Below are 4,439 nucleotides of genomic sequence, written 5' to 3'. Positions count from 1 at the left end.
TATTATATGAAAGTAAAAATGATTACTTTATGATAGATATACGGTGAAATTGAAAATTAATACTCAACAAACCGGTTATTTCATGTATTTTAACCACGAATTATTCTTTTCGGCCTGATTATAAGCTATTTTTTGTAGACTTTTACATAATCTATTTTGAATGTATCGGGAGCTACGGCCTTTTTGAAACCTTCCAGTTTATCCCTTATTTCCATACTCAGGATTATATATTGATCTATTTTGGAAATCCCTTCGTTTACTTCAAAAAACTTAAGACCATCAATGTAAAAGGCATAATTTTTTTCGGTCCACTCAAACCCGAAGGTATGAAAGCCTTTATCCAGTCCTTTCAATCCGCTTTTAAGCGGTCCCACCGATTGCATTTCGGGCCCATAAGCCCAGTGTAAGGCATGCGATAAGGTATCCGGACCTAATTCGTTAAAGTATTCGAATATATCCATTTCAACACCGTATTCAGCCGGATCTGTTCCCTCCGATATTTTGGGCGACTGCATCCAAAATGCAGCCCAGGGACCTACTGATTTCTGCAGCTCGGCACGGCACTCAAAATAACCGTAGGTAGTTTCAAACTTACCTTCCGAACCAATCATGGCTCCCAGTATGCTGTCGCCTTTAATGTCGTACATCAATAATAGATTGCCATTTTCCACTTTAACCATCGAAGAGTCGTTGTATCCGATCCTGCGGCTGCCCAGTCCGCGCAGGCTCCATTTGGTGGTATCCAGCTTTGTGCCGTCAAAGCTATCCATCCAAACCAGTTTATATCCATTATCTGTTGGTACAAAGGGAGTATGCGACAAGGCATTGTTATCAGGAAAAGAATTTCTTGGGTTTGGAGAGCAAGACCATCCTGCAATGAAAAGAATAAGAAGGATGGGAGTAAATCTGAATATTTTCATATGAATTGAGTGTAAGGATTAAACAAAGTGAACAATAAAAGTGAAGGGGGAGAGCTTGCTCTCCCCCTTGATATCCATATATTTAATTATAGCGGTTCGTATCCCACCATACACGAACATTTTGTCCGTCGCCCTTTCCCTGGTTAAGGGAACTTTCCTTTGAGTAATGATTCAGATTCCGTTCGTCATCGATATAACGGAACTTCTTGATAAACTCGCCAGATTTAATAAGCTCATTGTCGCTTTGAACCACCGGAGCAAGAGCCGGATAACCTGTTCTGCGGAATTCGGTCCACGCCTCTGTACCATTTGGATAGATGCCAATCCATTTCTGGGTGATGATTTGCTTCAGCTTGGTTTCAAAACTTGCTGCAGCATCCCATTTTACATCTCCGCCGTTAATATAAGCATCGTCGGCAGCTGTAGAATAGAGTGAGGCACTTACACCGGCGCGGGCTTCGTCAAATGAAGCACGGATACCTGCTATGTAATTTTCTTTAGCATCTCCGGCGCCTGCCCAGCCACGTAAGGCAGCTTCTGCTTTCAGCAAACAAACCTCTGCATAGTTCATGATTACCTGAGGTTTCACGATAGTACCTTGAGGAACGCTTCCTTCCTGTACAGACCCTTTGGCTTTCTGATTCCATTCGGGGTAAACATATAATCCCCAGATGCAGGAATTATTTACAGGTGCATATTCCGGTTTCGTTAATTCGGAAGCAGGTAATCCGTTGGGAACCCCACGGTATTGAACCTCAGAAGTTCCGTAGGCATATCCTTGAGTCTGACTGAACCAAAGGGGTAGTCTGGGGTCTTGTACAGAACTTTCAGTCAGCATGATATCGATCATTGTCTTACTGGTCCTGAATTCGTTCCAGAAACTGATGGTCCACAGGGAGTGACCTGCATTTGCTTCTGCATTCTTGATGGCGGCATTGTCGCTGTTGCTGCTCATCAGGTTCTCTTTCAATGCAGCTTCACCTTCGCTTTTTGCTTTGGCCGGATCAATGAATGATAAGCGTAAAGCATAACGTAAACGCAGCGAGTTGGCTAATTTCACCCATTTGGTTAGATCCCCTCCAAAAAGAATATCTTCGTTGCCGTACGAAAGCTGGTTCGCTTTATTGCTTTTCAAGGCAGTAGCAGCCTCAGTAAGCTCTTTAAAGATATCATAATAAATATCTTTCTGAGCATCGTATTTGGGTTCAATAATACCTTGTCCTGCTTCAAAATAGGGCACATCACCGAAGCAATCGGTAGTACGGGCAGCTCCCATGGCCGAAATAATACGCATTACCTGATACATATTATCGTATTCGGGGTGTTTGTCCAACATAGCCTGCACTTCATGCAGGTTCTTTGAAAGGTATACGTAGTATGAACGCCAAAAACCATCTTTCACCCAGCCATCTTTCCATTCATAACGGTCGGATGGGAAGTAAGAGGCTGTATTGGCGAAATACTGTGCATACAGATTGGTATGCAGATTGTCTCCCACCTGGTATTCCCATGAGCGGCAATTGAACCCATAGTCAATCATTTTAGGAAGAATCAGGCTCGGACTTACTTCGGTAGCAGCCAACGGGTTCCTGTTCATTTCTTCAAAATTACCCGTACAACCTGCTGTTAAACTGCCAATGAGGCAAATAACACTTAATTTTTTTATGGATAGTTTCATTGTTGTATCACGAATTAGAATTTAACATTTAGAGTAAAGCCATAGGAGCGAGTAGGAGGTAAAGAAGAATATTCAAATGCTTGTGCATAATCTTCGCGGGAGAATGAACCTTCCGGGTTTACAGGAGCATTTTTGAATATGTAAAACAGGTCTCTACCAACGGCTGATAATTTTACACTCTTGATCGGGAGATTTCTCAACCATGAAGCCGGAAGCGTATATCCCAAAGAAAGTTCACGTAGTTTAGCATAAGAGGCATCGTACAGGAATTCTTCTCCAATACCATAGGCACCGCCAATGGTTGCGTAGTAATCTTCCGCCTTAACCGCTTTTGTGTTTTCGGCACCGGTTGAGTTTAGAACACCATTTATAACCATACCTTCTGCTCCACGGCCTGCCAGGGTTTTAGCTGAAGTACCTGCAGTACATGCATACATATCGGTTGTAGAGATGAAGCTGCCTCCGGAACGAATGTCTACCAATGCATTGAATGATACATTCTTGTAGCGTAATGCAGTAGAGAATGATCCGGTCCAGTCCGGTGTCATGTTACCGATCACCTTGTCCGATTCCGAAATCGGCATTCCGTTGTCGCCAATAAGGATTCGTCCTTCTGCATTCCGTTTGTAAGCTTTGGATACGATGTCTCCAAAACGTCCGCCTTCGTCAACCACCACTTTTCCAACACGGGTTTCACCCAGCACAAAACGTTTCAAGGTAGGATCAAGTTCAACGCATTCCGTACGGTTCATACCCCAGTTCAGCGTGATATCCCAGTTCCAGTCTTTTGTCTGAATCGGCGTACCGGTAAGCATCACTTCGATACCCTTGCTGGCCATTTTACCGGCATTGATGCTTTTTAATTCGTAACCAGACGATCCGGGCATCGTAACATTCAGAATCTGATTCACCGTGTTTGAGTTATAGTAGGTAACATCAAATCCCAAACGACCGTTAAACATTCTCATTTCAACTCCACCTTCTGCAGATGTAGTCTCTTCCGGTTGCAGGTTATACAAAGGATAGGTAGAAGACGTGGTAGCATTCAAGATATTACCGTTTGTTTTACCCAGGGTATACACGTTGTACAAAACGTACGGATTGGTATCGTTACCAACCTTGGCCCACGAACCTCTCACTTTCAGGAATGAAATCTGTTCAGGCAGATCAACCATTTCCGAAACAATACCCGATAAACTTACCGACGGATAGAAATAAGACCAGTTGTTTGATGGCAAGGTAGACGACCAGTCGTTACGGGCTGTTACATCCAGATAAACCACACTCTTATAACCTACTGTAGCATTTCCCAATACGGAGTTGACACGTTGTTTTGAATAACCTTCAGATACGGTCTGATTTCTACCATTGGCCAATGCAACCAGGTAAGGGATATTAAATATACCAGACGAACCGGAAAGATTGTTCCATGTAAAATAAGTGGTTGCAGTTCCTACGTTGGCAATTACACTGAAATCATTGAATTGTTTGTCGAAGTTCAACATAAGGTCGGCATTGAACTCCTGGTTTGTAGCTTGTGTATTCCAGTACTGACTACCGTCTGCTGTTTGTGAAGACTGAACGTATGTATTGTAATTCTTGATCTGGTCGTTGTACCAGTCTACACCCACACGTCCGGTAAGTTTCAGAAAATCTGTGAACTTAGCGCTCATCTGTACTTTACCGATCAAACGGTTGCGGATATCGCGGTTTCCGTTGGCAGGTAATGTAAGTGCATAAGGGTTCAGATATTCATTGTTCGGTCCCGACCAGTTTACAATATGTCCGTCCGGACCAACCGGATTCTGCAGGTCTTGCAAACGGATGCTTCTCGGCATGTT

The 4,439-nt window shown here is 43.3% G+C and carries 2 protein-coding genes and 1 pseudogene; all 3 read right to left on the bottom strand.

All coding sequences use genetic code 11. The annotated features are described in order from the left end of the window. Window positions 1–125 precede the first annotated feature (125 nt). Window positions 126–920, bottom strand: coding sequence for a glycoside hydrolase family 16 protein (locus AB7E53_RS14290; protein ID WP_446776434.1), 795 nt, complete (start codon window positions 918–920; stop codon window positions 126–128). 82 nt (window positions 921–1,002) lie between these two features. Beyond that, window positions 1,003–2,598, bottom strand: coding sequence for a SusD/RagB family nutrient-binding outer membrane lipoprotein (locus AB7E53_RS14285; RefSeq protein WP_446776432.1), 1,596 nt, complete (start codon window positions 2,596–2,598; stop codon window positions 1,003–1,005). A gap of 14 nt (window positions 2,599–2,612) precedes the next feature. Continuing rightward, window positions 2,613–4,439, bottom strand: a pseudogene (locus AB7E53_RS14280) (SusC/RagA family TonB-linked outer membrane protein); the annotation flags it as partial.

This window comes from Macellibacteroides sp. (assembly GCF_050251695.1).
GTDB classification, from domain to species: Bacteria; Bacteroidota; Bacteroidia; order Bacteroidales; family Tannerellaceae; genus Macellibacteroides; species Macellibacteroides fermentans.
This window is presented reverse-complemented; position numbering and strand designations above follow the sequence as displayed.

Excerpts from the sequence above, each read along its gene's own strand:
- AB7E53_RS14290 (WP_446776434.1), bottom strand. The coding sequence starts at position 920 with ATGAAAATATTCAGATTTACTCCCATCCTTCTTATTCTTTTCATTGCA.
- AB7E53_RS14285 (WP_446776432.1), bottom strand. The coding sequence starts at position 2,598 with ATGAAACTATCCATAAAAAAATTAAGTGTTATTTGCCTCATTGGCAGT.